This is a genomic window from Schumannella sp. GW821-FHT10F01, assembly GCF_058809295.1.
Genome location: NZ_JBXASM010000015.1, coordinates 42,826 through 67,711, shown reverse-complemented (window position 1 = coordinate 67,711; position 24,886 = coordinate 42,826). Strand labels below are relative to the sequence as shown.

Annotated in this window: 21 protein-coding genes; 13 read left to right on the top strand and 8 right to left on the bottom strand. The window is 72.6% G+C overall.

Features of this window, described 5'->3' with window-relative positions:
- From AC1RSJ_RS15035 to AC1RSJ_RS15025, 3 genes are all read right to left on the bottom strand, one after another.
- Positions 1-730: biotin/lipoyl-containing protein (locus tag AC1RSJ_RS15035; protein WP_493119247.1), on the bottom strand; the 730-nt coding region annotated here is incomplete at its 3' end.
- A gap of 46 nt (positions 731-776) precedes the next feature.
- Positions 777-2,150 carry a dihydrolipoyl dehydrogenase gene (lpdA, locus tag AC1RSJ_RS15030; RefSeq protein WP_493119246.1) on the bottom strand — a complete coding sequence of 458 codons (1,374 nt, stop codon included), beginning with the start codon at positions 2,148-2,150 and terminating at the stop codon, positions 777-779.
- Positions 2,151-2,279: 129 nt separating this feature from the next.
- A complete protein-coding gene (locus AC1RSJ_RS15025; RefSeq protein WP_493119245.1) occupies positions 2,280-3,791 on the bottom strand; it encodes a leucyl aminopeptidase in 1,512 nt (503 codons plus the stop codon).
- A 90-nt stretch (positions 3,792-3,881) separates the two neighbouring features.
- On the opposite strand from AC1RSJ_RS15025, the gene AC1RSJ_RS15020 reads away from it, so the two are divergent.
- The 4 genes from AC1RSJ_RS15020 (at position 3,882) to AC1RSJ_RS15005 (ending at position 8,484) form a co-directional block, all read left to right on the top strand.
- Positions 3,882-4,796: a proteasome assembly chaperone family protein gene (locus AC1RSJ_RS15020; protein WP_493119244.1), complete on the top strand. Its 915-nt coding sequence runs from the start codon at positions 3,882-3,884 to the stop codon at positions 4,794-4,796.
- Positions 4,797-4,859: 63 nt separating this feature from the next.
- Entirely contained in the window at positions 4,860-6,176 is a 1,317-nt protein-coding gene (locus AC1RSJ_RS15015) for an MFS transporter (RefSeq protein ID WP_493119243.1), read from the top strand.
- A 195-nt stretch (positions 6,177-6,371) separates the two neighbouring features.
- Positions 6,372-7,748, top strand: a complete 1,377-nt coding sequence (locus tag AC1RSJ_RS15010; protein WP_493119242.1) for an RNA polymerase sigma factor — start codon at positions 6,372-6,374, stop codon at positions 7,746-7,748.
- Between the two features lie 7 nt (positions 7,749-7,755).
- The gene (locus AC1RSJ_RS15005; protein WP_493119241.1) at positions 7,756-8,484 is read left to right on the top strand and encodes a coenzyme F420-0:L-glutamate ligase; all 729 of its coding nucleotides are present in this window, start codon (positions 7,756-7,758) and stop codon (positions 8,482-8,484) included.
- 65 nt (positions 8,485-8,549) lie between these two features.
- Here the strand turns inward: AC1RSJ_RS15005 and AC1RSJ_RS15000 are convergent, their stop codons facing one another.
- Together AC1RSJ_RS15000 and AC1RSJ_RS14995 are read right to left on the bottom strand one after the other, a co-directional pair.
- On the bottom strand, positions 8,550-9,566 hold the full coding sequence (locus tag AC1RSJ_RS15000; protein WP_493119240.1) for a sugar-transfer associated ATP-grasp domain-containing protein: 1,017 nt from the start codon (positions 9,564-9,566) through the stop codon (positions 8,550-8,552).
- Between the two features lie 16 nt (positions 9,567-9,582).
- The gene (locus AC1RSJ_RS14995) at positions 9,583-9,807 is read right to left on the bottom strand and encodes a DUF7455 domain-containing protein (protein ID WP_493119238.1); all 225 of its coding nucleotides are present in this window, start codon (positions 9,805-9,807) and stop codon (positions 9,583-9,585) included.
- Positions 9,808-10,006: 199 nt separating this feature from the next.
- On the opposite strand from AC1RSJ_RS14995, the gene AC1RSJ_RS14990 reads away from it, so the two are divergent.
- Together AC1RSJ_RS14990 and AC1RSJ_RS14985 are read left to right on the top strand one after the other, a co-directional pair.
- A complete protein-coding gene (locus AC1RSJ_RS14990) occupies positions 10,007-12,088 on the top strand; it encodes a DNA gyrase/topoisomerase IV subunit B (RefSeq protein WP_493119237.1) in 2,082 nt (693 codons plus the stop codon).
- Positions 12,089-12,158: 70 nt separating this feature from the next.
- Positions 12,159-13,703: a carboxylesterase/lipase family protein gene (locus AC1RSJ_RS14985; protein WP_493119236.1), complete on the top strand. Its 1,545-nt coding sequence runs from the start codon at positions 12,159-12,161 to the stop codon at positions 13,701-13,703.
- 6 nt (positions 13,704-13,709) lie between these two features.
- On the opposite strand, the gene AC1RSJ_RS14980 is transcribed toward AC1RSJ_RS14985, so the two are convergent.
- On the bottom strand, positions 13,710-16,196 hold the full coding sequence (locus AC1RSJ_RS14980; protein ID WP_493119235.1) for a DNA gyrase/topoisomerase IV subunit A: 2,487 nt from the start codon (positions 16,194-16,196) through the stop codon (positions 13,710-13,712).
- Positions 16,197-16,208: 12 nt separating this feature from the next.
- Here AC1RSJ_RS14980 and AC1RSJ_RS14975 point away from each other — a divergent pair, with 12 nt between their 5' ends.
- Positions 16,209-17,321, top strand: a complete 1,113-nt coding sequence (locus tag AC1RSJ_RS14975) for an alkaline phosphatase family protein (protein ID WP_493119233.1) — start codon at positions 16,209-16,211, stop codon at positions 17,319-17,321.
- 50 nt (positions 17,322-17,371) lie between these two features.
- On the opposite strand, the gene sepH is transcribed toward AC1RSJ_RS14975, so the two are convergent.
- The gene (gene sepH, locus AC1RSJ_RS14970) at positions 17,372-18,388 is read right to left on the bottom strand and encodes a septation protein SepH (protein WP_493119232.1); all 1,017 of its coding nucleotides are present in this window, start codon (positions 18,386-18,388) and stop codon (positions 17,372-17,374) included.
- Positions 18,389-18,597: 209 nt separating this feature from the next.
- On the opposite strand from sepH, the gene AC1RSJ_RS14965 reads away from it, so the two are divergent.
- Positions 18,598-18,891 carry a DUF4193 domain-containing protein gene (locus AC1RSJ_RS14965; RefSeq protein ID WP_493119231.1) on the top strand — a complete coding sequence of 98 codons (294 nt, stop codon included), beginning with the start codon at positions 18,598-18,600 and terminating at the stop codon, positions 18,889-18,891.
- A 6-nt stretch (positions 18,892-18,897) separates the two neighbouring features.
- Here the strand turns inward: AC1RSJ_RS14965 and AC1RSJ_RS14960 are convergent, their stop codons facing one another.
- Entirely contained in the window at positions 18,898-19,338 is a 441-nt protein-coding gene (locus AC1RSJ_RS14960; RefSeq protein ID WP_493119230.1) for a DUF3093 domain-containing protein, read from the bottom strand.
- Between the two features lie 66 nt (positions 19,339-19,404).
- On the opposite strand from AC1RSJ_RS14960, the gene dut reads away from it, so the two are divergent.
- The 5 genes from dut to AC1RSJ_RS14935 all read left to right on the top strand — a co-directional run bounded on the left by dut (position 19,405) and on the right by AC1RSJ_RS14935 (position 24,883).
- The gene (gene dut / locus AC1RSJ_RS14955; RefSeq protein ID WP_493119250.1) at positions 19,405-19,842 is read left to right on the top strand and encodes a dUTP diphosphatase; all 438 of its coding nucleotides are present in this window, start codon (positions 19,405-19,407) and stop codon (positions 19,840-19,842) included.
- A gap of 4 nt (positions 19,843-19,846) precedes the next feature.
- Positions 19,847-20,482 (top strand): DUF3710 domain-containing protein, encoded by a 636-nt coding sequence (locus AC1RSJ_RS14950; RefSeq protein ID WP_493119229.1) that lies wholly within the window; start codon positions 19,847-19,849, stop codon positions 20,480-20,482.
- Positions 20,482-21,231, top strand: a complete 750-nt coding sequence (locus AC1RSJ_RS14945; RefSeq protein ID WP_493119228.1) for a DUF3159 domain-containing protein — start codon at positions 20,482-20,484, stop codon at positions 21,229-21,231. Before AC1RSJ_RS14950 ends, AC1RSJ_RS14945 begins: the two co-directional genes overlap by 1 nt.
- 134 nt (positions 21,232-21,365) lie before the next feature.
- Positions 21,366-24,182, top strand: coding sequence for an aconitate hydratase (locus AC1RSJ_RS14940; RefSeq protein WP_493119227.1), 2,817 nt, complete (start codon positions 21,366-21,368; stop codon positions 24,180-24,182).
- Entirely contained in the window at positions 24,179-24,883 is a 705-nt protein-coding gene (locus tag AC1RSJ_RS14935; protein WP_493119249.1) for a ribonuclease H family protein, read from the top strand. The genes AC1RSJ_RS14940 and AC1RSJ_RS14935 overlap by 4 nt, the downstream gene beginning before the upstream one ends.
- Positions 24,884-24,886 lie beyond the last annotated feature (3 nt).

Sequence of the window (24,886 nt, the reverse complement as noted above, 5' to 3'; positions counted from 1 at the left end):
GAGGCCGGCGTCGGCGGCGTGCTCGACCGGGCCGTCGGCGCGCAGCTCGACGACCGCTACGCCGCACCGCTGCCGGGGCCCACGACGGGGCGGCGGCGGTGCCGTCGGGCGCACTCGCCTCGGCGACCTGCTCCGGCGCTGCCGGGGCCTCCTGGTCGGGCTGCTGCTCCGTCGACGGGACGGGCGCGGACTGCTCGGCCGGCGCGGGCGCCCAGCTCGGCGCGGACTGCTCGGCCGGAGCCCAGCTCGGGGCGGCGGTGGCCGACGTGGGCACGGCGGACGGCGCCTCGGCAGCCGGAGCGGGCTGCTCGGCCGGGGTCTCCTGGGCCGGAGCGGGCTGCGCGGCCGGGGCCTCGGCCGCGGCGGCCGGAGCGGGCTGCGCGGTGGGCTCCTGGGCCGGAGCCTCCTCCTGAGCGGGCTGCTCGGCGGGCGCGGCGGCCTGCTCGGCCGGGGCCTCGGCGGCGGGGGCCGGAGCGGTGTCGCCGCCGCCCGAGCCGTCGCCGATGCGCACGAGGGCGGTGCCGACCTCGACGGTCTCGTCCTCGGCGACGAGGATCTCCTCGAGGACGCCCGCGATGGGCGACGGGATCTCGGTGTCGACCTTGTCGGTCGAGACCTCGAGCAGCGGCTCGTCGACCTCGACGCGGTCACCCACCTGCTTCAGCCACCGGGTCACCGTCCCCTCGGTGACGCTCTCGCCGAGTGCCGGCAGGCTGACGGATTCGCTCATCGGTGATGCTCCTTAGTGACCTTGAGGTTCAAGCTTAGTTCTGCGTTCAGATGGCGTGGAGGGGCTTCCCGGCGATCGCCAGGAACGCCTCGCCGAGCGCCTCGTTCTGCGTCGGGTGGGCGTGGATGAGGGGCGCGACGTCCTCGGGGTAGGCCTCCCAGTTGACGGCCAGCTGCGCCTCGCCGATCAGCTCGCCCACGCGGGCGCCGATCATGTGCACGCCGACGACCGGGCCGTCCTTCACGCGGACGACCTTGATCGAGCCGGACGTCTCGAGGATGTGGCTCTTGCCGTTGCCGGCGAGGTTGTAGTCGTAGGAGGAGACCTGGTCGGCGCCGTACTGCTCGACGGCCTTCGACTCGGTGAGGCCGATCGACGCGACCTCCGGGTCGGAGTAGGTGACCTTCGGGATGTTGACGTCGGCGACGACGATCGGGTTGAGGCCCGCGATCTCCTCGGCGACGAAGATGCCCTGCTGGAAGCCGCGGTGGGCGAGCTGCAGGCCGGGCACGATGTCGCCGACCGCCCAGACGCCGGGCACGGAGGTGCGGAGGCGCTCGTCGGTCAGCACGAAGCCGCGGTCCATCGCGACGCCGGCCTCCTCGTAGCCCAGGTTCGCGGTGACCGGTCCGCGGCCGACGGCGACGAGCAGGAGCTCGCCCTCGACGGTGGAGCCGTCCTCGAGCGTCACGACGACGCCGTTCTCGTGCTGCGTGACGCTCTGGAAGCGGGTGCCCACCTTGAACTCGATGCCGCGCTTGCGGAAGGCGCGCTCGAACTGCTTCGAGACGGACTCGTCCTCGTTCGGCACGAGGTGGGGGAGCGCCTCGATGATCGTGACGTCGGCGCCGAAGCTCTTCCAGACCGACGAGAACTCGACGCCGATGACGCCGCCGCCGAGCACGACGACCTTCTTGGGCACGAAGTCGAGCTGCAGCGCCTGCTCCGACGTGATCACCCGGCCGCCGAGCTCGAGGCCCGGGAGCGTGCGGGAGTAGGAGCCGGTCGCCAGCACGATGTTCTTGCCGGTGAGCACGTCCTCGCCGACCTGCACGGTCGTCGGGGAGGTGAGCCGGCCCTCGCCGGCGACGGTGGTGATGCCGCGGGCCTTGAGCAGGCCCTGCAGACCCTTCCACTTCGAGGCGATGATGCCCTCGCGGTAGGAGGTGACGCCGGCCATGTCGATGCCGCCGAACTCGGCGCGCACGCCGAACTTCGCGGCGTCGCGGGTGTCGTCGGCGATCTCGGCGGCGTGCAGCAGCGCCTTCGTCGGGATGCAGCCGATGTGGAGGCAGGTGCCGCCGACCTTGTTCTTCTCGATCAGGGCGACCGACATCCCGAGCTCGGCGGCGCGCAGCGCGGCGGCGTAGCCTCCGCTTCCGGCTCCCAGGATGACCAGGTCGTAGTTCTGCTCGGACACTCAGCGGCTCCTCGTGCGTCGATCGCGGGCGCGCGCGAAGCGGGTGTGCGACGGCGCCCGGTATGCGGCACGGGGTCCCGTGCCTCCTCGACCCTACTACGGTGCCCGGCCCGGTTCCGGGCCGCGCACTCAGGCTCCGGGGCGGTCTCCGCGGCCGTCTCCGGCGAGGTCCTCGGCGAGGGCGACGAGGCTGCGAACGGCGACGCCGGTCGGCCCCTTCGGGGTCACGCCCCAGCCGCGTCCGCCGTTGTTCGCGGCGCCCGCGATGTCGAGGTGCGCCCACGGCAGCCGCCGCTTCTCCGACCCCTCGCCGACGGTGCCGACGAAGTGCTGGAGGAAGTGGCCGGCGACCATCATGCCGCCCGCCGGCGCCCCCGGCTTCGCGTTCGCGAGATCGGCGACGTCGCTCTCGATCACGGCGCGGAGCTCGGCCGGCAGCGGCATCGGCCAGAAGATCTCCCCGGCCCGCTCGCCGGCGGCGACGATGCGCGCGCCGAGCTCCCGGTCGCCCATGACGGGGACGGTCCGCTCGCCCATCGCGACGCGCGCGGCGCCGGTGAGGGTGGCGACGTCGACGAGCGCGTCCGGCTCCTCCGCACTGGCGTCGACGAGCCCGTCTGCGAGCACGAGACGGCCCTCGGCATCCGTGTTGAGCACCTCGACGGTCGTGCCGCCGCGCATGGTGAGCACGTCGTTCGGGCGGATCGCGGACCCGGACGGCATGTTCTCCGCGAGGCAGAGGCGCGCGGTCACCCGCAGCGGCAGTCGGAGGCGGGCGGCCGCGAGCACCGTCGCGAGCACGGTGGCCGCGCCGGTCATGTCGTACTTCATGCCGACCATCGACGCCGCCGGCTTGAGCGAGAGGCCGCCCGAGTCGAAGGTGATGCCCTTGCCGACGAGGGAGAGGTGGCGCTCGGCGCCCTCCGGCGCGTAGCGGACGACCACGAGGCGCGGTCCGCGCACGGACCCCGAGCCGACCCCCACGATGCCGCCGTAGCCGCCGTCGCGGAGCGCGTCCTCCTCGAGCACCTCCACCTCGACCGGGAGGCCCTCGGCGAGCTCGCGCGCCCGCTCGGCGAAGCTCTCCGGGTACAGGTCGAGCGGCGACGTGCTCACCAGGTCGCGCACGGTGTGCACGGCCTCCGCAACGGCCTCCGCCCTGGCGATCGCCGCGGCCGCGGTCGCGTCGTCGAGCGCGCCCACGACGGTCACCCGGGCGACCGGCGCCTTGCTCGTCGTCTTGTAGCGCGAGAACGCGTACGCGCCGACGGCCGCCCCCTCGAGGATCGCCGCGAGGACCTCGGGCGCGGCCTCCTCGGGCGCGGCGATGACGACGTGGTCGAGGCCGGGCAGCTGGCGCACGGCCGAGCCGGCCGCGGCGCGCACCGCGTCGACGCCGGCCTCCGGTCCGCCGAGTCCCGCGAGGGCGAGGCCTGTGCCGTCGGCGCCCGGCACGCGCACCAGCTCGTCGGCGGCGCCGCTCACCCCGATCGAGGCGAGGGCGGCCGGGTCCGGCGCGCCGGCGGGCGCCGCGACGAGCACCGGGCCCTCCTCGGTGCGGCGCACGAGCACCACGATGGCATCGGCGTCGGAGGGGATGTCGGTCGAGAGCTCGAGGCGCGGTGCGGTCACCTGCGCCATGCTAGCCAGCCGTGCTGTTCGCTCTGAGCGTGCCGGAGGCGGGCTCCGCATCCCGGCGGGCGGTCGGAGGCCGAACCTAGAATCGACGGCATGCGCGATCCGGCCGAGCTCTACGCCCTGACCCTGGACGCGGCGGACGTGCCCATGGGGCTGCCGCTCGTCGCGGGCCTCACGGGCTTCGCCGACGCCGGCAGCGCCGTGAGCCAGTTCACCCAGCACCTCCGCGACGCGCTGCCCGCCCGCGACGTCGCCGTGTTCGACGCGGATGCGCTGCTCGACTACCGCGCACGCCGTCCGGTCGTCTACTTCGACCAGGACCACCTCGAGGAGTACACGCCCGCCCGGCTGACGCTCGAGCTGGTCGACGACGAGCTGCATGCGCCGTTCCTGCTGCTCAGCGGCTTCGAGCCGGACTTCGAGTGGGACGCCTTCACGGCCGCGGTGCTGCAGCTCATCGACCGCTTCCAGGTCTCGACCGCCACCTGGGTGCACGCCATCCCGATGCCGGTGCCGCACACGCGGCCGATCGGCGTCACGGTGAGCGGCACCCGCGCCGAGCTGACGGAGTCGATGTCGGTCTGGCGGCCGCGCACGCAGGCGCCGGCGAACGCGCTGCACCTCGTCGAGTACCGGCTGACGAAGCGGGGCTTCCCCGTGACCGGCTTCGTGCTGCTGATCCCGCACTACCTCGCCGACACCGAGTACCCGGCGTCCGCGATCACCGCGCTCGAGAGCATCAGCGCCGCGACCGGCCTCATCTTCCCGACCGACAGCCTGCGCGGCGAGAACCGCGACTTCCTGACGAAGGTCGACGAGCAGGTCGCCGGCAACGAGGAGCTCGGCCGGCTCGTGACCACGCTCGAGGGCCGCCACGACAGCTATATGGAGGACAACCCCCTCCCGTCGCCGCTGACCGGGCAGGACGGCACGGTGCCGACCGCCGACGCGATCGCCGCGGAGCTCGAGAAGTTCCTCGCCTCGCGCCGCACCGACGACGACCGCTGACGACCGCGGCCCGCGACGCCGGTCCGGCGGGAGAGCCCCTCCGCGCCGGGTAGCGTGCCTGGTGTGAACTCCGCGCGATCCTGGGTGGTGTTCGCGGGCGGCGCGCTCGCCTACCTCGTCGGCGTGACGCAGCGCACCTCGTTCGGCATCGCGGGCGTCGAGGCCGCCGACCGCTTCGGCGTGACCGCCGCCGCGGTGTCGTCCGTCGCCGTCGCGCAGGTGGTCGTCTACGCCGGACTGCAGATCCCGGTCGGCCTGCTGCTCGACCGGTGGGGCTCGCGCCGGCTGCTCCTCGTCGGCGCGGCGGTCATGGCCCTCGGGCAGACGGTGCTCGCCTTCTCCGACTCCCTCGGTCCGGCGCTCGTCGCCCGCATCCTCGTCGGCGCCGGCGACGCCGCGACCTTCGTGTCGGTCGTCCGGCTGCTGCCCGCCTGGTTCCGGGGTCCGCTCGTGCCGCAGCTCACGCAGTGGGTCGGCATGATCGGCCAGCTCGGGCAGGTGCTCTCCGCGCTGCCGTTCGCGGTGCTGCTGTCGACGCTCGGCTGGCGGCCCGCGTTCCTGCTGCTCGCCGGAGCGGCGCTGCTCATGATCGCCGTCATCGTGCCGACGGTGCGGGAGGGCGTGCTGCCGGTGACCGGCCCGATCACGGTGATCGGCACCCGCCAGCGCCTGCTCGCCGCGATCCGCCGACCCGGAACCCAGCTCGGGTTCTGGGCGCACATGGCGTCGGGCACGCCGGTGAGCGCCATCGCGATCCTCTGGGGGTACCCGTTCCTCACCGCGGCGCTCGGCTACCCGCTCGGGTTCGCGGCCCTCGTGATGTCCATGCTCGTCGTCGGCAACCTCGTGGCGGGGCCGGTGATCGGCTACCTCGTCGCGCGCTTCCCGCTGCGGCGCTCGAACGTCGTGCTCACGCTGCTCGCGATGATCTACGCCATCTGGACGGCCGTGCTGCTCTGGCCCGGGACGCCGCCGGCCGGCCTCGTCATCGCGCTGTTCCTCGCGCTCGGGGCGGCGGGACCGGGATCGGCCGTCGGCTTCGACTTCGCGCGCACGTTCAACCCGACCTCCGCGCTCGGCTCGGCCTCCGGCATCGTCAACGTCGGCGGCTTCCTCGGCGCGTTCGTCAGCATGTTCGCGATCGGCGTCGTGCTCGACGCGATCGCCGCCGCCGGGCGCGCCGCCGGGGGAGCCCCGGACCTCTACGCGCTCGACGCGTTCCGCGTGGCGTTCCTCGTGCCGTTCGCCGTCAGCGCGTTCGCCGTGGCCGGGCTGCTGGTCGCCCGCACCCGCACACGGCGGCTCCTGTTCGCCGAGCAGGGAATATCCGTGGCCCCGCTCTGGGTTGCACTGTTCCGTCGTCGCCGGCGGCGGACCTAGGCGCTCGGAGCCGCGTTCTCGCGGGATCCGCGGTGGAACGGTCGGACCATCCCGTGCGGTGTGCGATACTAGACACCGAAGACCCTGTCTCGACCCTTCTGCTCATCTCCGGATGCGCACCGCGGCCATCTCGTCGCGCGAAGGGGACTTGACAAGGGTCTTCCTACTGCCCGAAACGGCGGGGAAGGGGATCACATGGCCACCCGGACCAAGGCGACGACCACCACCGACGAGGTCGAGGCGCCCGCCACCGCGGCGCAGGCGCCCGCGTCGACCACGAAGGCGGCGCCCAAGAGCGCCGCGAAGCCGGCGGCGAAGACCGCCGCCGGGCCGGCAGCGAAGCCGGCCGCCAAGACCGCGGCCGCCGCGAAGGCGAAGCCCGCCGCGCGCGGCTCCAAGGCCGCGAAGCCGGCCGACGCCGACGATGAGGCCGGCGACGACGAGGCCGTCGAGCCCGAGGAGGGCGAGGAGGCCGAGGCGGAGACGCCCGCCGTCTCCGCCGACGACGCCGACGACTCGACCGACGCCGCCGAGTCCGGCGACGCCGAGGAGACCGAGAGCACCGGCACGGACGAGCCGCTGCCGACCGGCGCCCTCCGCCTGACCATGACGGACGACGAGGACGAGATCCCCGTCTACTCCGCCGCGATCACGGGCGCCACGGCCGACCCGGTGAAGGACTACCTCAAGCAGATCGGCAAGGTCGCGCTGCTCAACGCCGCGGAGGAGGTCGAGCTCGCGATGCGCATCGAGGCCGGCCTGTTCGCGGAGGAGAAGCTGTCGAAGATGGCGAAGGAGGAGCACCGCAGCCAGCTGGGGCGCGAGCTCACCTGGGTCGCCCGCGACGGCCAGCGCGCGAAGAGCCACCTGCTCGGCGCGAACCTCCGCCTCGTGGTCTCGCTCGCGAAGCGCTACACCGGCCGCGGCATGCAGTTCCTGGACCTGATCCAGGAGGGCAACCTCGGTCTCATCCGCGCCGTCGAGAAGTTCGACTACACCAAGGGCTTCAAGTTCTCCACGTACGCCACGTGGTGGATCCGCCAGGCGATCACCCGCGCGATGGCCGACCAGGCCCGCACCATCCGCATCCCGGTGCACATGGTCGAGGTCATCAACAAGCTCGCCCGCGTGCAGCGCCAGATGCTGCAGGACCTGGGCCGCGAGCCCACGCCCGAGGAGCTGAGCCGCGAGCTCGACATGACCCCCGAGAAGGTCATCGAGGTGCAGAAGTACGGTCGCGAGCCCATCTCGCTGCACACGCCGCTCGGTGAGGACGGCGACAGCGAGTTCGGCGACCTCATCGAGGACACCGAGGCCGTCGTGCCGGCGGACGCCGTGGGCTTCACGATGCTGCAGAAGCAGCTCGAGTCGCTGCTCGACTCCCTCTCGGAGCGCGAGGCCGGCGTCATCCGGATGCGGTTCGGCCTCGGCGACGGCATGCCGAAGACGCTCGACCAGATCGGCGACACCTTCGGCGTGACGCGCGAGCGCATCCGCCAGATCGAGTCGAAGACGATGGCGAAGCTCCGCCACCCGTCCCGCTCGCAGTCGCTGCGCGACTACCTCGAGTGAGCCGACGGTGACGGATCCGGCGCGCGAGGACGCGACCGCCAACGAGGGCAAGTCCCTCGCGGTGACCGTCGACGGGGCGCGCTTCGAGCGCGTCCCGCTGAAGACCCGCGTGCTGCTCCTCGGCGACGAGCTCGACCCGTTCGTGCAGGAGTACACGGCCGGCGCGCTCCGGGCCGGCGACTGGCTCTTCGTCACGGAGAAGATCGTGGCGATCTCGCAGGGCCGCTCGTACCCGATGGACGAGATCCAGGCCCGGCCGCTCGCGCACACGCTCTCGAAGTACGTGACGAAGACGTCGCACGGCATCGGCCTCGGCATCCCCGAGACGATGGAGTTCGCGCTCCGGGAGTGCGGCACGCCGCGCATCCTCTTCGCCGCGGCCGTCGCGGCCGTGACGAAGGCGTTCGGCCGCAAGGGCGACTTCTACCGGATCGCCGGTCCGAAGGCCCGCGGCATCGACGGCCCGACGCAGCACACCATCCCGCCGTACAACAACCACGTCGTGCTGGTGCCGGATCGGCCGGCGAAGGTCGCCGAGCACCTGCAGCGGCTGCTCGGGGCCTCGCTCGGCGGTCCGCTCGAGGTGCTGGTCGTCGACATCAACGACTTCGGCGGCAACATCCTCGGCTCGACGCTGTCGAAGGCCGACGAGCGCCTCGCGGTGCGGATCCTCGCGGACAACCCGCTCGGGCAGAAGCACGAGTCGACGCCGCTCGGCGTCATCCGCCGCGCCTAGCCCCGGTTCGGAGAGCCCGGGCGAGCTTCGACAGGCTCAGCCGTCCGGGTGCGCGTGGAGGGTGCTCAGCGCGGCCAGCGGTCGCCGATGATGGCCTTGTAGTGCGGCACCAGGCCCTCCTTGATGCCGGTGATGCTCGGCTTCATCTGGAAGACCCCGGTGTTGTAGTTGCCCTCGACGAGCACCGGGCGCTCGGCCGTGATGGCGACGTCCCAGCCGACGTAGGGGATCTCCGGCACGACGCGGGCGGCCGCGTCGACCGTCTCGAGCACCTGGTCCCACAGCGGGATCTGGAAGTCGGACCAGTCGACGCCCGACACCGGATGGATCGGGAAGATGTGCCCGAACTTGTCGAATGCGGCGTACCGGGTGCGACCGCCCTCGTAGATGGCGGTGTACATGCCGGCGCGGCCGAAGTTGTCGACCGGCTGGCCGTTGCCGGCCTTCACGACGTGCGCCAGCAGGTGCACCTCCGTGCCGTCGAAGTAGGTGATCACCCGGAGCGTGTTGACGCTCGGCGGGTGCAGCCGCGCCATCTCGGGGTGCTGCACGATGAGCTCCTCGACGAGGAACTGGCCGGTGCCGAGCAGCTTCGTGCGCAGCGCCGCCCAGTCCGAGACGCCCTCCGCCTCGACGAGGTCGACGCCCGCACCGGCGAGGGCGTCGGAGGCCTTCGCCATGAAGCGCGGATGCCGTGCCGCGAACGCCTCGAAGTCGGCGGCGTCCGCCTCGCGGAGGTCGAGCCAGTCGCGCCCGATGTACGGGGCGAAGCGGCGGTTGAACTCGCTCTTGTCGGCGAACAGCCGACGGAACTCCGTCGGGTTCAGCGCCTTCGTGAGGTGGTTGGCCTCGGGACGCGTGAGCATCGTGCGGCGCTGGCGCCCGTTGAGCAGGTGGTACTCGAACTCGTGGTAGTCGTAGTACCCGGCGTTGTACCGCGCCGCGCACCACATCATGTCCAGCACGATGACCGCGCGATTGCGGTGGAAGTCCTCGGCGATCTGCGCGGCCTTGTCCAGCATGTTCCGCACGCCGAGATGGCGGAGGCGGTTCAGCCAGTAGCCGACGCGGCCTCCTGCCACGAGCGACCGGCCCGCGTCAGCGGTCGGTGTCCTGGAGGCGGGCGCTCTCGTCGTGCCACTCGAGCGCGCTGCCGGCCAGCTTCTCCTTGAACTTCGCGCCGTGGTGGGCGCAGAAGAGCAGCTCGCCGGACTCGAGGGTGACACGGACGTAGGCCTGCGCTCCGCAGCTGTCGCAGCGGTCGAACGCGGTGAGAGTGGGGGCGTCCAGTTCGTCGACGGCGTCGGTGGTGATCTGCGACATGCTGTCCTCCTGGTCGATCGGGATGAGTCGGGAACGTCACCCGATGCAACCCATTCGACCACACGGATGTTTCCGATCCGCGACGATTGCGGGGCATTTCGCTCAGCGCGGAAGGTCCTGCGAGTCCGCCGTCGAACATGCGCGTGACGTGCCGGGTGTCGTCCGGCCTCCGGAGCCCGTCCGTCCTAGGCTCGCAAGGATGGCGAGCCCCACTGAATACTCCGCACGGCACCTCTCGGTCCTCGAGGGGCTCGAGGCGGTGCGCAAGCGACCCGGCATGTACATCGGGTCGACCGATTCCCGCGGGCTCATGCACTGCCTCTGGGAGGTCATCGACAACGCCGTGGACGAGGCCCTGGCCGGGCACGGCGAGCGGATCGAGGTCGTGCTGCATCGCGATTCGAGCGTCGAGGTGCGCGATCGCGCGCGCGGCATCCCCGTCGACATCGAGCCGAAGACCGGCCTCAGCGGCGTCGAGGTCGTGTTCACTAAGCTCCACGCCGGCGGCAAGTTCGGCAGCGGCTCCTACGCCGCGTCGGGCGGGCTGCACGGCGTCGGCGCCTCGGTCGTCAACGCGCTGAGCGAGCGCCTCGACGTCGAGGTGGACCGCGACGGGAAGACGTGGGCCATGTCGTTCCACCGCGGAGAGCCGGGCGTCTTCGACGACACGGCCGGCATCGGACCGGACTCGCCGTTCACCCCGTTCGTCAGCGGCAGCGAGCTCCGCGTCGCCGGCAAGGTCGCGAAGGCCGTCACCGGCACCCGGGTGCGCTACTGGGCCGACCGCCAGATCTTCACGAAGGGCGCCGAGTTCCAGCTGCTCGACCTCATCGGCCGGGCGCGGCAGACCGCGTTCCTCGTGCCCGGGCTCGGGATCGAACTGACCGACGAGCGCGGCGAGCAGTCGGTCAGCGAGTCGTTCCGCTACGACGGCGGCATCACCGAGTTCGTCGAGTTCCTCGCGCCGGACGCGGAGGTGACGCCGGTCTGGCGCATCACCGGCACGGGCGCCTACTCGGAGACCGTGCCCGTGCTGCAGGCGGACGGCCACATGGTGCCCACCGAGCTGCAGCGCGAGTGCGAGGTCGACATCGCGCTGCGCTGGGGGAGCGGCTACGAGACCGCGGTGCGCAGCTTCGTCAACATCATCGCGACGCCGAAGGGCGGCAGCCACCAGACCGGCTTCGAGCAGGGGCTGATGAAGTCGTTCCGCGCCGAGGTGGAGAAGAACGCGCGCCGCCTCAAGGTCGGCACCGACAAGCTGGAGAAGGACGACATCCTCGCCGGCCTCAGCGCCGTGCTGACCGTGCGCCTCCCCGAGCCGCAGTTCGAGGGCCAGACGAAGGAGGTGCTCGGCACGCCCGCGGTGCGCGCGATCGTGTCGAACGTGCTCTCGAAGGCCCTCGCCGAGCGCTTCGCCTCGACCAAGCGCGACGACAAGGCCGCCTCCGCGCTGCTGCTCGACAAGATCGTCGCCGAGATGAAGAGCCGCATCTCCGCGCGCGCCCACAAGGAGACGCAGCGCCGCAAGAACGCGCTCGAGAGCTCGTCGCTGCCGCCGAAGCTCGCCGACTGCCGCTCGAGCCAGGTCGCCGAGACGGAGCTGTTCATCGTGGAGGGCGACTCGGCCCTCGGCACCGCGAAGCTCGCGCGCGACAGCGAGCACCAGGCGCTGCTCCCGATCCGCGGCAAGATCCTCAACGTGCAGAAGGCGTCGGTCTCCGACATGCTCTCGAACGCCGAGTGCGCCGCGATCATCCAGGTGATCGGCGCGGGCTCCGGCCGCACCTTCGACCTCGAGAGCGCGCGCTACGGCAAGGTCATCATCATGAGCGACGCGGACGTCGACGGCGCGCACATCCGCACGCTGCTGCTCACCCTGTTCTTCCGCTACATGCGGCCGATGATCGAGGCCGGCCGCGTCTTCGCCGCGGTGCCGCCGCTGCATCGCGTCGTCGCCGTCAACAACGGCGCCAAGCCGAACGACATCATCTACACCTACTCGGAGCAGGAGCTGCACTCCGTGCTCGCCCAGCTCAAGAAGCAGGGGCGCCGGTACCAGGAGCCGATTCAGCGCTACAAGGGACTCGGCGAGATGGATGCCGACCAGCTGGCCGAGACGACGATGAGCCGGGCGCATCGCACGCTGCGCCGGGTGCGCATGGCCGACGCCGAGTCGGCCGCGAACGTGTTCGAGCTGCTCATGGGCAACGACGTCGCACCCCGCAAGGACTTCATCATCGCCGGGCAGGGCCTCGACCGGAGCCGGGTCGACGCGTAGCACCGGCCCCGGCGACCGCATCCGGCCGGCTCTCAGCGGCCGGTCCGCGCACGGTCGTAGCATTCCCAGCGTGGCGCGGCACGAGACGGACCTGACGGTGGAGACCGCGTCCGGGACCGTCGAGGGCGTCGAGCGCCGCGGCCTGCGGATGTGGCGCGGCATCCCGTACGCGGCGCCGCCCGTCGGCCGGCGCCGGCTCCGCGCGCCCGCCCCGCCGGTGCCGTGGGAGGGCATCCGCCCGGCCGCCGAGTTCGGCCCGATCGCCCCGCAGGACCCGCGCGGTCCCACCGCCGTGCCCGTGCTCCCCTCGGAGCAGAGCGAGGACTGCCTCACGCTCAACGTGATCGCGCCGCGTACCGCGCCCGCGAAGCTCCGCCCCGTCATGGTCTACGTGCACGGCGGCGCGTTCTCGGTCGGCTCGTCGCGCGAGATGCCCGAGCAGGGCGAGGGGCTCGTGCACGACGGCGGCGTGGTCTTCGTCAACCTCAACTACCGGCTGGCCGCCATGGGCTGGCTCGACCTGTCGCGGTACGGCACCCCCGAGCGGCCGGTCGACTCGAACCTCGGCCTGCGCGACGTCATCGCCGCGCTGCGGTGGGTGCGCGACAACATCGCCGCGTTCGGCGGCGATCCGGACAACGTGACGCTGTTCGGCGAGTCGGCGGGCGCCGCGATCGTCACCACCCTCATGACGGCGCCGGCGGCGCGCGGGCTGTTCGCGCGCGGGATCGCGGAGAGCTCCCCGGTCGAGGCCGTCTACTCGCGCGAGCTGCAGGCCGAGTGGGCCGAGGACTTCGTGCGGCTGCTCCGCGACGTCGTCGAGGCACGGCACCCGGGCGTGACGCGCGGACGCAGCGAGCTCGAGGTGCTCGAGCGCGCCACCGCATCCGCATGGGTGCTCGCCGCCCACCGTTTCGCGACGACCGCCCTCGACCGCACGCCCGGCACGGTGGCCTGGAGCGCCGTGCTCGACGGCGAGCTGCTCCCGGAGCGCCCGACCGCGGCGTTCGCCGACGGCACCGCGGCACCGATCCCGCTCATCATCGGCACGAACGACCGCGAGGGCTCGCTGTTCCGCGGCCGCCTCGACATCCTCGCGACGACGCCGGACCGCATCCGCGCCATCCTCTCGGGCACCGCGTCCGAGGCCGTCGAGGAGCTCACGGCGTCGTATCCCGGCCTCCCGCGCCAGCGCGCGTCGATGGACCTCGCCGGCGATCACGCCTTCTGGTTCCCGTCCGTGGTCGCCGCCTCCGGGCACTCCCGGCACGCGCCCGTGTACATGTACCGCTTCGACATGGCGCCGCGGCTCGCCCGGCTGCTCGGGCTCGACGCGACCCACGGGATCGAGCTGTTCGCGGTGTTCGACAAGGCCCGCTCCGCGCTCGGCCGCGTCATGGGCTCGCTCGGCGGCCTGCGCGAGTTCGAGCGGGTCGGGCGCCGCGTGCGCACGAACTGGCTGCACTTCGCCTACTCGGGGGAGGTCGATCCGGGCTGGCCGCGCTACGACGAGCGGGATCGCCTCACGCTCATCATCGACGTGGACGACCGGATCGAGTCCGATCCGCGGGGCGACCGGCGCCGCGCCTGGGAGCGGTTCGTCCCGCACGTCTGACCGCGGCTAGATCGCGCGCCCGACCGACCCGATCACGGCGTCGAGCATGGCGCCGGAGGCGTCGCGGCGAGCCAGGTCGTCCGGCAGCTGCCGCGTCGCGCCGTCGCCGCCGACCGCCAGGGCCGGACCCGGTCCCGCCCAGGCCACGACGAGCCCGTCCTCGCCCTTGAGCAGCGACTGCGCGCGCACGCCCCCCGTGGCGCGGCCCTTGCCGGGGAACTCCGTGAACGCCGACACCTTCGCGCGACCTGGATCCGCGCCCGGCAGCGTGCCGGCGGCGGTCGACACGGTCACGACGACCGCCTCGGCCTGGTCCTCGACCACGCCGAAGAAGATGGCGGCGGCGCCGTCGCCGAGCTTGATGCCCGCCATCCCGCCCGCGGCGAGCCCCTGGGGCCGTACCTCCCGGGCCGGGAAGTGCAGCAGCTGAGCGGCATCCGTCGCGAACACGAGCTCGGCGTCCTCGCCCGCCGGCGCGGCGCCGACGACCTCGTCGCCCGGCTTCAGCGCGACCGCCTCGAGCTCCGGCCGCACCGGCCAGCCGCCGGGCGCGATCCGCTTCACGACGCCCTGCCGGGTGCCGAGCGCGATCGGGGTCTCGGAGGCGGGATCCACGACCGCGAGCACGCGCTCGCTCCGGTCCGACAGCGCCAGGTACTCGTGGGCCCGGGCGCCCGCCGCGAGCTGCACGGAGTTCGCCGGCACCGCGGGCAGGTCGACGGGGGAGAAGCGCACCAGACGACCCCGGGAGGTCAGGGCGGCGAGCTCGCCGCGCGTGGTCGAGCGGACGGTGGACCGCACCGCGTCGTGCTTCGACCGGCGCGTGGGCCGCGCCACCTCGTCCGAGCCCTCGGCCAGGTCGACGCGCACGAGCCGCCCGGTCGTGGAGAGCACGACAAGGCAGGGCGCGTCGGCGATCTCCAGCGACGCCGCGGCGGCGGCCTTCCGCGAACCGGTCGTCGCGGCGGACGGCCGCGCATTCGTCAGCAGCGTGCGGCGCGGGGTGCCGAAGCGCTCGGCGACCTCGTCGAGCTCGTCGGACACGAGCGCGCGCAGGCGGACCGGGTCGGCCAGCAGCGACTCGAGCTCGGCGATCTCCTCGCGGAGCCGATCGCGCTCCGTCTCGAGCTCGATCCGGCTGAAGCGGGTCAGGCGGCGCAGCTGCAGCTCGAGGATGTAGTCGGCCTGCAGCTGGCTGAGGTCGAAGACGTCCATGAGCCGGGTGCGCGCCTGGGCCGTGTCGTCGGAGGTGCGCACGACCTGGATGACCTCGTCGATGTCGAGGATGGCGATGAGCAGCCCGTCGACGAGGTGCAGCCGCTCCTGGCGCCGCGCCAGCCGGTAGCGGCAGCGCCGCGTGACGACCTCGAGCCGGTGGTCGAGGTAGACCCGGAGCAGCTCGCGCAGCCCGAGCGTCTGGGGGAGCCCGCCGACGAGCGCCACGTTGTTGATGCTGAAGCCGTCCTCGAGCGGCGTCAGGCGGTACAGCTGCTCGAGCACCGCGTCCGGGCTGAAGCCGGTCTTGATGCCGATGACCAGCCGGAGGCCGTGCTTGCGGTCGGTGTAGTCGGAGACGTCGGAGATGCCGTTGATCTTCTTCGCCTGCACGCCATCGCGGATCTTCTCGATCACGCGCTCGGGCCCCACGCCGTAGGGCAGCTCGGTCACGACGAGTCCGCTCTTGCGCGGCGTCAGCTGCTCGGTGCGCACCTTCGCGCGCGTCTTGAACGCGCCTCGGCCGGTCGCGTAGGCGTCGCGGACGCCGTCGAGGCCGACGATCACGCCGCCGCCCGGCAGATCCGGGCCGGGCACGAACGCCATGAGGTCGTCGAGGGTCGCGTCCGGGTTCTCGAGCAGGTGCCGCGCGGCGCCGACGACCTCGATGAGGTTGTGCGGTGCCATGTTCGTGGCCATGCCGACCGCGATGCCGCTCGCGCCGTTGACGAGCAGGTTCGGGAAGGCCGCCGGCAGCACGGCCGGCTGGGTGAGCTGGTTGTCGTAGTTCGGCACGAAGTCGACGACGTCCTCGTCGAGTCCGTCCGTCATGGCGATCGCGGCCGCCTCGAGGCGGGCCTCGGTGTACCGCGCGGCGGCGGGGCCGTCGTCCGGCGACCCGAAGTTGCCGTGCCCGTCGACCAGCGGCACGCGCAGCGAGAAGTCCTGCGCCATGCGCACCAGCGCGTCGTAGATCGCGCCGTCGCCGTGCGGGTGCAGACGCCCCATCACGTCGCCGACGACGCGGGCGCTCTTCACGTGCCCGCGGTCGGGCCGGAGGCCCATCTCCGTCATCTGGAAGAGGATGCGGCGCTGCACCGGCTTGAGGCCGTCGCGGGCGTCCGGCAGGGCGCGCGAGTAGATGACGGAGTAGGCGTACTCGAGGAACGAGCCCTGCATCTCGACGGAGACGTCGACGTCCTCGATCCGCTCCCCGTCGGGGAGCGCACCGGCCAGGGATGAGCCGCCTCCGGGCGGTCGCGAGGTGGGGGGAGTCATAGGATCGCCTGCATGCTACCGGCGCGCCAGCCATCCCGGTTCCGGCTCGCGGACACGCTCGCGGATTGCCTCGCCGCCGTGCTGCCGGATGGCCCCGGGGGCGCCCTGCCGCCGGTGCGGCACGCGATCACGGTGCTCGTCGACGGGCTCGGCGCCGCCGCGCTGCGCGCCCGCTCGGGGCACTCGCGCACCCTCGCGCCGCGGCTCGTGCGCGGCGCGACGGCCGACGCCGGCTTCCCGACGACGACGGCCTCGGCGCTCGCCTCGCTGACGACCGGCGCGGATCCGGGCCGCCACGGGATGGTCGGCTACGCCGCGCTCGACCCGGTCGCCGATCGGGTGGTGAACCAGCTGGGCGGGCTCGACGGCGTCGGCGACGCCTCCGCGTGGCAGCGGATGCCGACGGTCTTCGAGCGCGCCGCCGACGCCGGCGTGCGCGCCGTCGCGATCGGACCGGAGCGCTACCGCGCGACCGCGTTCACCCGCGCCGTGCTGCGCGGCGCCGAGTACCTCGGCGGCGAGACGATCTCGGACCGCGTCGACCGGGCCCGCGAGCTGCTCAGCGGCCGCGAGCGGGCGATCGCGTACCTCTACGTGCCCGAGCTCGACGCCACCGCGCACCGCTGGGGATGGGAGTCGCCGCGCTGGACGTCGGCGCTCGAGGAGCTCGACGGCGAGCTCGGCCGCCTCGCGTCCGGCCTCACGGCCGATCAGGGCGTGCTCGTGACGGCCGACCACGGCATCGTCGACGTGCCGGCGGAGGCGCACGTGATCGTGTCGCCGCAGCTCCTGGTCGATGTGCGGCACGTCGCGGGGGAGCCGCGCTGCCTGCAGCTGCACCTGCGGCCGGGCATCGAGCCGTCGAGTGCCGCTGCGGCCTGGCAGGAGGCGCTCGGCGCCGCGGCCTGGGTGGCCACCCGCGACGAGGCGATCGCCGGCGGGCTGTTCGGGCAGGTCGACCCCGAGGTGGCCCCGCGGATCGGCGACGTGCTCGTCGGCGCCCGCGGGAAGGTCGCGTTCTACGCGGATGCGGCGGACCCGGGACGCGGCATGGTCGGGCAGCACGGCTCGGCGGACCCCGAGGAGACGCGGGTGCCGCGGATCGGCCTCGGCGCGTTCGCCTGAGCCGGCGACCGCGTCAGCTCAGCCGATGACGAGCTCAGCTGTCGACCCTTTCAGCTGTCGTCGGAGGTCCGGGCGCCGAAGACGATCTCGTCCCAGCTCGGCATCGCGGCGCGGGAGCGGCGGGCGCCGCCGACGGCCGACGGGGCGCGGTCGGCACGGTCGGCCGGCTCCTCCGGCTCGGACTGGTCGAGCAGGTCGATCGCCGAGTCGTCGTCCATGCCGTCGAGCGGCACGTCGACGATGCGGATCTGCGGGCGCGGGTCCTCCTCGGGCTCCGGCTCGGGCTCGAACGGGCGCTGGTCGCGCTCCCCGCGGCGGCGGCGCAGCGCCTCCAGCAGGTCGGCGGTCTGGTTCATCGGGGCGGCGTTCTCGGTGCGGGGGCGCGGCGACAGCATCGGGCCGTCGAGGTCGCCCTCCTCGATCCGGAATGCGCTGGAGTCGAACCGCCCGGTCTCCTGGCGGTCGGCCGTCTCCACGGCGCGGAGCCGGGGGATGAGGCTCGCGGGCATCTCGCCCTGCTGCGAGAGCGAGACGGCCTCCGCGTTCTGCGGGGACAGCGAGGCCGTGCGCGGCTCGAACGTCCAGCGCGCGTCGTGCTCGACGCCGCCCGCCTCGAACGTGAGCTTCACGATCCAGCCGCTCTCGGGGTCCTTCCACGACGCCCAGCGCTCGGCGGTGGCGCCGCCGTCGGCCAGCCGGGCGCGGATGACCGCACCGAAGCTCGAGCCGACGGACGGGTCGGTCTCGCCGGCGGTGCGCACGGCGACGTTGAGGGCCGACTCGACGATGTACTCGCGCTCGGCGAGCACGGGTCCCTCGAAGCGCTCGACGTACTCGAGGTCGGCGCCGGTCAGCGTGGCGACGTCGGAGGCCGACATGCCGGCCCGGATGTGCGCCTGGATGTCGCGGGGGGCGACCTTGCGTCCAGGCGTCGGCGCGGCGGCGCCGCGCGCACGGCGGAGCTGTGCGATCTGCACCTCGTCGACCGCGACGCGGTACCGGCTGCCGTCATCGGCGACGGCCACGAGTGCGCCGTTCTCGACGGCGACGACCCTCAGCTCCTGCATGCTCTTCTCCGACCTCTCGGGTGGCGGCTCGGCCGAGCCCAGGGTGCCACGACCGGGGCCCCGAAGCCGGGAATACCGCGGGCGTGCCGCGAGTTCTTCTGGCGGCGCGAGAACCAGGTTCCGCACCGGTTTGCCGATCCAGTCCGGATCGTGCAGACTGACGCCGCCGCGCCGGGGCATCCGGCGCAAAACACAGGGAATGGATGGGAATGGCCACCGACTACGACGCTCCGCGCAAGACCGACGAGGACACCGAGTCGATCCAGGCGCTGCAGGAGCGTGTGCCCGACAAGATGTCGGGCGTCGTGGACGCCGAGGACGCCGACAACCCGGGCAGCTTCGAGCTCTCGGGCCAGGACCTCGCCGACGTCGATCTCGACGTCGTGGTGCTGCCCGCTCAGGCCGACGAGTTCACCTGCGTCGAGTGCTTCCTCGTGAAGCACCGCTCTCAGATCGACCACGAGACCAAGCTGGGCGCAGTCTGCCGGGAGTGCGCGGCCTGATCGGCTTCAGGTGGCGGTGCTCGGTGTGAGCACCGCCGCCAGCCGCTCCGGGTGACGGGTCGAGACCAGCCAGTACGGCGTCGGATCGTCGTCGTCGCGCAGCTCGATCCGCACGACCGGACCGACCCAGCCGCGGAGCAGCAGCCAGGCCCGCGCATCGAGCCGCACCCCGCGCTCGGCGGTGGCCTCCGCCGCGCGGAAGGGCGTGACGTCGCCGACGAGGTCGAGCGGCAGGCGCGCCCGGCCGGCGCGCAGCATGCCGTCGCCCACCTCGATCGCCGGGCTCGTCGAGAGCAGCAGGATCACGATCGCCGCGTACATCGCGATCGCGACGCCGACGCCGACCGCCGGGGCGATGGGCAGGAAGACGATCAACGCGGCGGGGATGACGAGCGCCGTCGCGAGGAAGACCCACGGCGTCGGCCACAGCCGCTCTCGGTACTGCATGCCCCCATTCGACCACGGGCGCGCCTGTAGGCTCGCCGCGTGCCCGACTCCGCCGACCCTCGCGAGATCGACGTGCTGCTGGCGGGGGACGCAGCCCCGGTCTACGCGCATCCCGGCGACGCCGGTGCCGATCTCGTCGCCGCGGAGGCTGTCGAGCTGCGTCCGCTGCAGCGCGCGACCATCGGCACGGGCGTCTCCATCGCCCTGCCCGACGGCTTCGCCGCCTTCGTGGTGCCGCGCAGCGGGCTCGCCGCGAAGCACGGCATCACCATCGTCAACAGCCCCGGCACGGTCGACGCCGGCTACCGCGGCGAGATCCGCGTGACCCTGCTGAACACCGACCCCGAGGTGCCGTATCCTGTCGCGGTCGGCGACCGGATCGCCCAGCTCATCGTCATGCCGGTGACCCGGGCCCGCTTCACCAGGGTGGAGCGCCTGCCGGGCAGCCACCGCGGCGAGTCGGGGTTCGGCTCGACCGGGTACGCCGCCGGAACAGGAGCCTGAGCACGTGACTGACAGCAGCGACGACACCGCCGCCGAGATCGAGACGACCGACGAGAACCTCCCCGTCGACCAGCCGAAGTCGGCGCCGGACGACCGCGACACCAGCGGTCCGCTCGACGAGACCGAGGCGAACCCGGTCCGGCCGTACGTCGACCTGGGCGGGGTCAAGATCCTGCCGCGGGAGGGCCTCGCGCTCCGCCTCGAGATCGAGGAGGGCACGCAGCGCGTCGTCGCCGTCGCCCTCGACTTCGCCGAGTCGACGCTGCAGGTGCAGCCGTTCGCCGCGCCGCGCTCGAGCGGCCTCTGGCACGAGATCCGCGAGCAGATCGCCGACCAGCTGACGAAGCAGGGCGGCCGCGTCGACGAGGCCGACGGCCCGTTCGGCCCCGAGCTCCGCACCGAGATCCCGGCCCCGGCCGGCGCCGAGGGCGGCAGTCGCGCCGCGCGCTTCATCGGCGTCGACGGCCCGCGCTGGTTCCTCCGCGGCGTGATCAGCGGCCGCGCCGCGATCGATGCGGACACCGGCGAGCAGCTCGAGGAGCTGTTCCGCAGCATCGTCGTGGTGCGCGGCTCGCAGCCGATGCCGCCGCGCGACCTGATCCCGCTGCACGTGCCGGCGGGCGCGCAGACCGACGCCTGATGGCGTCCGACCACGACCCCGCCGAGGCGATGGCGGATGCCGCGCGCCGCTCGGCGCTCGGCCACGTCGCCCCGGGCGAGGCGCCGACCGGTACGGCCCTGCTCGGCGCCATGGGCGGCGTCCGCGGCCTGGTCGAGTCGATCCTCCCCGGGCTCGTCTTCGTCGTCGTCTTCACCACGATCACGGCAGTCGCGGGCAAAGACGCCGCGATGCCGATCTCGGTGATCGCTCCGGGCATCGTCGCGCTCGGCTTCATCGTCGTGCGCCTGATCCAGCGCCAGCCCGTGACCACGGCGGTCGCGGGCCTGTTCGGCGTGATCATCTCGGCGATCCTCGCGATCGTCACCGGCGACGTGAACAAGAGCTTCCTGCCCGGCTTCGTGATCGACGCCGTGCTCGCGGTCGTGATGATCGTCAGCCTGCTCGTGCGGCGTCCGCTCATCGGCGTCGTGGCGGGCCTGCTCACGGGCTCGGCGGCACCGTGGCGCACCGATCCGGCGAAGCGCAAGGTCGTGTTCATCGCGACCGTGCTCTGGGCCGCCTTCCCCGCCGCCCGCCTCATCGCGCAGGTGCCGCTCTACCTGGCGGGGGAGACGACGGCGCTCGGCATCGTCAAGCTCGCGATGGGCGTGCCGCTGTACGCCGGCGTGGTCTGGGTGAGCTGGCTGCTGCTCCGCAGCACCTGGACGCCGGAGGACCGCGCCGCGGCCGCGGGCGAGTCGTCGGACGACGACGCCGAGACGCGCTAAACTATCTCGACGTCAAGATAGATCGGACCGCCTCGCCCCGCTCTCCACTGGGCACCGAGGCTTAGGCTTGCCTTGCTGGACCGGCTCGCGCCGACCCGGCCAGGATGGGTCCGAACCAGCGAAGGGGACGGCACGTGTCGAAGATCGACAGTTTCAACTCGAAGAGCACGCTCACGGTCGGCGGCACGGACTACGAGGTGTTCCGGATCGACTCGGTCCCCGGCTCGGAGAAGCTCCCGTTCAGCCTCAAGGTGCTGCTGGAGAACCTGCTCCGCACCGAGGACGGCGCGAACGTGACGGCGGACCAGATCCGCGCCCTCGGCGGCTGGAACCCGCAGGCCGAGCCGGACACCGAGATCCAGTACACGCCGGCCCGCGTGGTCATGCAGGACTTCACCGGCGTGCCCTGCATCGTCGACCTCGCCACCATGCGCGAGGCGGTCGCGACGCTCGGCGGCGACCCGACGAAGGTGAACCCGCTGGCTCCGGCCGAGCTCGTCATCGACCACTCCGTCATCGCCGACCTGTTCGGCACCGAGGACGCCCTCGAGCGCAACGTCGAGATCGAGTACGAGCGCAACGGCGAGCGGTACCAGTTCCTCCGCTGGGGCCAGACCGCGTTCGACGACTTCAAGGTCGTCCCGCCCGGCACCGGCATCGTGCACCAGGTCAACATCGAGTACCTGGCGCGCGTCACCTACACGCGGACCGTCGACGGCGTCCTGCGCGCCTACCCCGACACCTGCGTCGGCACCGACTCGCACACCACCATGGTCAACGGCCTCGGCGTGCTCGGCTGGGGCGTCGGCGGCATCGAGGCCGAGGCGGCCATGCTCGGCCAGCCGGTCTCGATGCTCATCCCGCGCGTCGTCGGCTTCAAGCTCTCCGGCAGCATCCCGACCGGCGTCACCGCGACCGACGTGGTGCTGACCATCACGCAGATGCTGCGCAAGCACGGCGTGGTCGGCAAGTTCGTGGAGTTCTACGGCGAGGGCGTCGCCCAGGTGCCGCTCGCGAACCGCGCCACCATCGGCAACATGAGCCCGGAGTTCGGCTCGACGGCGGCCATGTTCCCCATCGACGACGTCACGCTCGACTACCTGCGCATGACCGGCCGCGACGAGGAGCAGATCCAGCTCGTCGAGGCGTACTCGAAGCTGCAGTCGCTCTGGCACGACCCGTCGACCGAGCCCGTCTACAGCGAGTACCTCGAGCTCGACCTCGCGACCGTCGTCCCGTCGATCGCCGGTCCCCGCCGCCCGCAGGACCGCATCGAGCTCAGCCTCGCGAAGACCCAGTTCGAGTCGGACCTCGGCGACTACGCCGACGCCGACCTCTCCCGGGTCGACGCCGCCATCGAGGGCACGTTCCCGGCCTCCGACCCGATCGGGTTCACGGCGCAGGACGAGGACTCGGCCCACGAGCACTCGCACCACCACACGAGCCACGCGCCGAGCACGGCGACCAAGCCCACGAAGGTCAGCCTGGAGTCGGGCGAGGAGTTCGTGCTCGACCACGGCGCCGTCGCGATCGCCGCGATCACGTCCTGCACGAACACGTCGAACCCGAGCGTCATGCTCGCGGCCGGCCTGCTCGCCCGCAACGCCGCCGCGAAGGGCCTCAAGGCGAAGCCGTGGGTCAAGACCACGCTCGCGCCGGGATCCAAGGTCGTCACCGACTACTACGAGAAGGCCGGACTCACCTCCGACCTCGAGGCGCTCGGCTTCTACACGGTCGGCTACGGCTGCACGACCTGCATCGGCAACTCGGGCCCGCTGCTCGACGAGATCTCGACCGCGGTGAACGACAACGACCTCGCCGTCACCGCGGTGCTCTCCGGCAACCGCAACTTCGAGGGCCGCATCAACCCCGACGTGAAGATGAACTACCTCGCGTCGCCGCCGCTCGTCATCGCGTACGCGCTGGCCGGGTCGATGAACTTCGACTTCGACACCGACGCGCTCGGCACCGGCACCGACGGCGCCGACGTCTACCTCAAGGACATCTGGCCGGATGCCGCCGAGGTGCAGAAGACGATCGACGAGTCGATCACGACCGAGATGTTCACGCACGAGTACGCCGGCGTGTTCGACGGCGACGAGCGCTGGCGCTCGCTCCCGACCCCGGAGGGCTCGACCTTCGAGTGGTCGGAGGCGTCGACCTACGTGCGCAAGCCCCCGTACTTCGACGGCATGACGCTCGAGACCACGCCCGTCTCCGACATCTCGGGCGCCCGCGTGCTCGCGAAGCTCGGCGACTCGGTCACCACCGACCACATCAGCCCGGCCGGCTCGATCAAGGCCGACAGCCCGGCGGGCCACTACCTCGTCGAGCACGGCGTCGACCGCAAGGACTTCAACTCCTACGGATCGCGCCGCGGCAACCACGAGGTGATGATCCGCGGCACGTTCGCGAACATCCGCCTGAAGAACCAGCTGCTCGACGGCGTGGAGGGCGGCTACACCCGCGACTTCACCCAGGCCGACGGCCCGCAGGCGTTCATCTACGACGCCAGCCGGAACTACCAGGCCGCCGGCACCCCGCTGGTGATCTTCGGCGGCAAGGAGTACGGCTCGGGCTCGAGCCGCGACTGGGCCGCGAAGGGCACCTCGCTGCTCGGCGTCAAGGCCGTCATCACCGAGAGCTTCGAGCGGATCCACCGCTCGAACCTCATCGGCATGGGCGTCGTGCCACTGCAGTTCCCGGCAGGGGAGAGCTGGGCGTCGCTCGGCCTCGACGGCACCGAGGTCGTATCGATCACCGGCATCGAGCAGCTCAACGAGGGCACCACCCCGTCGACGGTCCACGTCGTCGCCGCGCCCAGCGAGCAGTCGCCCGAGGGCAAGCAGACGATCGAGTTCGACGCGGTCGTGCGCATCGACACCCCCGGCGAGGCGGACTACTACCGCAACGGCGGCATCCTGCAGTACGTGCTCCGGAGCCTCGTCTGACCATCACCGCCGCCGCCGACGGCTCGGCGCTCGGCAACCCCGGACCGGCCGGCTGGGCCTGGTACGTGGACGACGAGCACTGGGCGGCCGGCGGCTGGCCGCGCGCGACGAACAACCAGGGCGAGCTCACCGCCGTGCTGGAGCTGTTCCGCGCCACCGCGCACCTCGACGACGACCTGCTCGTGTTCTGCGACAGCCAGTACGTCATCAACTCGGTGACGAAGTGGATGCCGGGCTGGAAGGCGAAGGGCTGGCGGAAGGGCGACGGCAAGCCGGTGCTCAACGTCGAGCTCATGCAGCAGATCGACGTTGCGATCGCCGGGCGCCGCTACCGCTTCGAGTGGGTGAAGGGCCACATCGGCCACGAGCTCAACGAGGCGGCGGACACCCGCGCCCGCGGCGCCGCCGAGGCGTACCAGCGTGGCACCGACGTGCCGTCCGGCCCCGGATGGGACGGCGAGGGGCGCACCGTCACGGCGCCGACCGCCGCGGCCGTCGCCGCCGACGCGCCGCGCGCGGCGGTCGCGGAGGCCGATCCGGAGGCGGACGACGACGCGCCCGAGCTGTCGCTGTTCGAGCTCGACGAGCCGGCGCTGGTGGAGGTCACCCTGACGCTGACGCCCGAGGAGCACGCCCGCCTCGTCGAGCGCGCCCGGCGGCTGGGCGTCGCCCCCGCGGACGCGCTGCGCTCCCTCATCTGAGCG